This is a genomic window from Candidatus Eisenbacteria bacterium, assembly GCA_005893305.1.
GTDB lineage: Bacteria > Eisenbacteria > RBG-16-71-46 > SZUA-252 > SZUA-252 > WS-9.
Window position 1 is genome coordinate 1 of the sequence record VBOZ01000012.1, and the last position, 4,654, is coordinate 4,654.

Here is a 4,654-nt window from a genome sequence, read left to right on the forward strand (position 1 = left end):
GACGCACCACCGACCTGGCGTTCGGACAACATCATCGTTCCGGACTCGTCGCTCGACGGGCCCTCGCTCCTTGCTACAGCGGACCTCGCCGTCTCGGGCGGCGGGACGATGAACCGAGAGGCGGCGCTTCTGGGCACACCGGCGTACAGCATCTTCACCGGAGCCCAAGGTGCCCTCGATGCCGAGCTGATCCGCCAGGGGCGACTGGTCCAGATCGGAGCTCCGAACGAGGTAGAGCGAATTGAGCTGAGAAGGAAATCAGTGTCGGACAGGCCACATTTGAATGCGCGCCTTCGCGATTTCGTGGTCGATCAGATCGAGGATCTTGCGCGGGCGGGATGACTCAAGGAAGGGAGGCCGGGTGGCGGTTCCATTCGTAGATCTCAAGGCCCAGTACAGGGCAATCAAATTGGAAGTCGACGAAGCGATTCGGAAGGTGATCGAGGATGCCGCGTTCGTCCTCGGCCCGGCCGTTGAGCGCTTTGAGAGCGATTTCGCGCGATATCTGGGCGTTGATTCCGTTGTTGGGACAAGCAACGGCACAACCGCGCTCCAACTCTCACTCCTCGCCTTGGGAGTTGGAGAAGGTGACGAGGTCATCGTGCCCGCGCATACGTTCATCGCCACGGCCGAGGCCGTGTCACACGTGGGCGCCAGGCCGGTACTGGTGGATGTGTGCGAGGACACGGGGAACCTCGACCCGGCTGCACCCCTTGGGGCCACGACAACACGCACGAGAGCCATCATCCCGGTTCATCTCTACGGTCAGCCCGCGGATCTCGACCCCATCATTAAATTCGCCGAATCGCGAGGCATCGCGGTTCTCGAGGACGCCTGCCAAGCGCACGGAGCGGCGTATCGCGGCGTCCGCGTTGGGTCCTTCGGCGCGGCCTCATGCTTCTCCTTCTATCCAGGAAAGAACCTTGGTGCCTACGGAGAAGCGGGCGCTGTCGCTACGAACGACCCGGACCTGGCGGCGAGAGTGCGGCGACTGCGCGATCACGGCCAGTCACGGCGCTATTACCACGCCGAGGTCGGCTACAACGCCCGGATGGAAGGAATCCAAGGAGCCGTTCTTGGAGTGAAGCTGCGGCACCTTGATGCGTGGAACCGCGCGCGGGCCGGCCATGCGGCCCACTATTCGGCGGGGCTTTCCGACAGCGACGTGGAGGTCCCGGTCACAGCGCCCGACCGAGACCATGTCTTCCATCTTTACGTTGTTCGTTCCCCAAACCGAGACGAGCTACGGGACCACCTCACGGGCCTCGGCGTGCAGACCGGACTCCACTATCCGGTTCCGCTTCACCTTCAACCCGCGTACGAACCGCTCAAATATCGACCAGGAGACTTTCCGGTGGCCGAGCGGTGGGCGCAAGAGGGCCTCTCGTTGCCCATATTCCCTGAAATGAAGCGCGATCAGCTCGATGAGGTCATTCTGGGCGTGAAGTCCTTCCGTCTAACGGCTGTGCCCCAACCGAATAACCGTTGACATCCTAGTCAGGCTGCTGATTCACTACCGCCGGAGGCGGGGATCCCATTCCCGCCCGTGATCTAACTCCCCGGGATGGCGGCGGGGTGTCGCCGGGAGGGCCGATCTGAATTTAGAAGCATTCGCAAGGAGCGCGAGCGGGCCCGTGGAGGCGTCCGCCCCGCTTCGGCCGCTGAGCCCTATCAGCGCCACTCGACATCGAATCGCGATAGCGGCCACGATTGCCGCAGATCTGATCGCGGTTGCGATTGGATTTGTTCTCCCCGCGCTCCTTAGATTCACTCCGAGCGACCTTCTCGCGGCCGCCATGACGCCCGGTGGCATTTGTGTGATCGGTTTGGGGGCCTTGCTTTGGGTTGGATTGCTCAGCGCGCAGGATGCGTACGCACCGCGAACTTTGATCTCGGGCTCGGATCAGGTTCTCCGCGTCGTCGGCGCCCTGCTTCCCGCCTGGGTCCTCACGCACCTCCTGGCATTCTTGGTCAAGTTGCCGGTTCCCTTCGAGAGCCGTCTTGTCGTCGGTCTCTCGCTGCCCGCCGTATTCCTATCGCTGCTCGCGGCTCGTCTCGGGTTTGTGCAGCCGCTCGCACGGCGCGCCTACCGCAGGCTCTGCCTCGGTCCGATTCTGGTGATTGGGGATACCGATCGAGCCCAGCGTCTCGCTCAGGACCTGGAAGAGCGCGATGCGCGCTCGCGCCTGGTCGTGACCCGCCCATTAGCGAATCTGACGCCCAGGGATGCAGGCCGCCTCGTCGAAGAGCACGGATTTGGCGAGGTGGTCATCGAGCCGAACGGCATGGGGCTTCACGACATTCTTGATGTCGCCTTCGCGTGCCTCGACCAGCGGGCCGAGGTCAAGATCATCTCGAATCGTTTCCAGGTGGTCATGGGCCGATCCGCGATCGGCGATCACGATGGGGTCCCGGTGATGAGGTTCCGCCGATTCGATCTCTCCGGGCCCGAGCAGCTCGTTAAGCGCGTCGTCGACGTCATCGGAGCGTCGATCGGACTCCTCCTGTTGGCCCCAGTGCTCATCGCGATCGCCGTTGCCGTGAAGCTCTCTTCCCCCGGTCCCGTTCTGTTCCGGCAGCCCCGAATCGGGCGCGGCGGACGCCAATTCGCGATGTACAAGTTCCGCACCATGGTCGACGGGAACGATTCCAAGGTCCATGAGAACTACCTCCGCAACTACATCCGAGATGGTGCGCCCGCGACGGTGGCCGAGGACGGCACCAAGATCTACAAGCTGACGGAGGATCCTCGAGTCACGCGCGTCGGTGCTTGGCTTCGCGCCCTGTCGCTCGATGAGTTGCCACAACTCTGGAACGTAGTCCGGGGGGATATGAGCCTTGTCGGTCCAAGGCCGTGCCTTCCCTACGAGTGGGATCTATACAGGCCGTGGCAGCGCCGTCGCCTGGACGTGCTCCCGGGCTGCACCGGGCTTTGGCAGGTGACGGCAAGAAGTCATTCGACGAGATGGTGATCCTGGATCTTCACTACGCGCATCATGGATCTGTGGCGACTGACCTATGGCTGATCGTCCAGACGTTGCCCGCGATGCTTCGGGGGCGGGGAGGGTATTAACGGTGGGAGGGAAGATGCACGTCGGCGTGGTTGGATGCGGCTACTGGGGTCCGAATTTGATCCGAAATCTGCTCGAGAATCGCAAGTGCTCGTCCGTGACTGTCTGCGACGCGAATCTCGATAATCTGGCGAAGGCCGCGCAGAGATTTCCACACCTGCAATGCCTGAACCGGGTCGAAGATCTCCTCGCACAGCCCGACATCGAGGCTGTACTGGTTGCGACCCCGGTTTCGACACACCATGCAATCGCCAAGGCATGTCTGCGGGCCGGTCGCCACACGTTCGTGGAGAAGCCGCTGACGGCGACCTCGGCGGAGGCGGAAGACTTGGTTCGTGAGGCGGAGAGGGTCGGGAAGACCCTCATGGTGGGGCATACGTTCGAGTACTCGCCCCCGGTCATCAAGATCAAGGAGATCATCGAGTCCGGTAGTCTCGGTGAGATCTACTACATCTCCGCGATTCGCGTGAACCTGGGGCTACACCAGAAGGATATCAGCGTGATCTGGGATTTGGCCCCACACGACCTCTCCATGCTCTTCTATTGGCTCAATGCCGAGCCGTCCGCCGTCGCGGCGATGGGTGGCGCGTTCGTCCAGCCGCTGATCTCGGACGTCGCGTTCATAAATCTCCAGTTCGCGAACGGGACCGTCGCGAACATCCAGACCTCCTGGCTCTCGCCACGCAAATTGAGGCAGACCACGATCGTCGGGTCCCACAAGATGCTTATCTATGACGACACCAACACGATGGAGCCGGTGAAGGTGTTTGATCGTGGCGTGGAGTTCAAGGAGCCTGAAACCTTCAACGAGTTCACGCTCACCTATCGGACCGGGGACATCATCTCTCCGCACATCCCGGCTACCGAGCCGCTGCAGCTCGAGATAGATCACTTCCTGGACTGCGCGATGAACAAGCGACGGCCGCGTACCGACGGACACAGCGGGCTCAGGGTGGTTCGTGTCTTGGAGGCGATCGAGCGATCCGAGAGGAACGGAAGCAGGTTGGAGCCGGTACTTGCGCCGGTGCACTCTGGTGGAGGCGCGCCAATGACCGAAAGGGTCCCGGTCGTTGCAGAAGAAGCGATTGCGGGGGTCCAGATCTACCCGAACGTCGAAATTGGGGAGGGCGCGACCCTCGAGCCGCCTCTGGTTCTGGGAAAGCCGCCGCGGGGGAAAGCACCAGGCGAGGTTCGCCTCGTAATCGGAACAAATGCGGTCATCCGCCCCTTCACCACAATCTATGCTGGGACCACGATCGGAGACTCTTTCCAGACAGGACAGGGTGTCTCGATTCGTGAGGACAATGAGATCGGGAATGGCGTGTCGATCGGTACCAATTCGGTTCTGGAGTTCGGCAACCGGATCGGTGACGACTCCCGAATTCACTCGGGTTGCTTCCTCGAGATGACTATCATCGAAGACCACGTCTTTGTCGGGCCACATGTGGTATTCACGGATGATCCGCACCCCATGGGTTGCCCGCGTTACAAAGAGTGCCTCGGCGGCGTAACGGTGAGAAGCCTTGCGAAGATTGGAGCCAACTGCACCCTGCTACCTGGGGTTGTAGTCGGGAGGGGGGCGC

General features: G+C 62.0%; 4 protein-coding genes. All 4 read left to right on the forward strand.

Features of this window, described 5'->3' with window-relative positions; all coding sequences use genetic code 11:
* Positions 1-342 (forward strand): DUF354 domain-containing protein (locus tag E6K79_04300; protein ID TMQ65558.1); only part of this gene is annotated, 342 nt, incomplete at its 5' end.
* Positions 284-1,489, forward strand: coding sequence for a DegT/DnrJ/EryC1/StrS family aminotransferase (locus E6K79_04305; GenBank protein ID TMQ65559.1), 1,206 nt, complete (start codon positions 284-286; stop codon positions 1,487-1,489). The genes E6K79_04300 and E6K79_04305, both read left to right, overlap by 59 nt.
* A gap of 106 nt (positions 1,490-1,595) precedes the next feature.
* Positions 1,596-2,972, forward strand: a complete 1,377-nt coding sequence (locus tag E6K79_04310) for a sugar transferase (protein ID TMQ65560.1) — start codon at positions 1,596-1,598, stop codon at positions 2,970-2,972.
* Positions 2,973-3,018: 46 nt separating this feature from the next.
* On the forward strand, positions 3,019-4,654 hold a 1,636-nt coding region (locus E6K79_04315; GenBank protein TMQ65561.1), incomplete at its 3' end, for a hypothetical protein.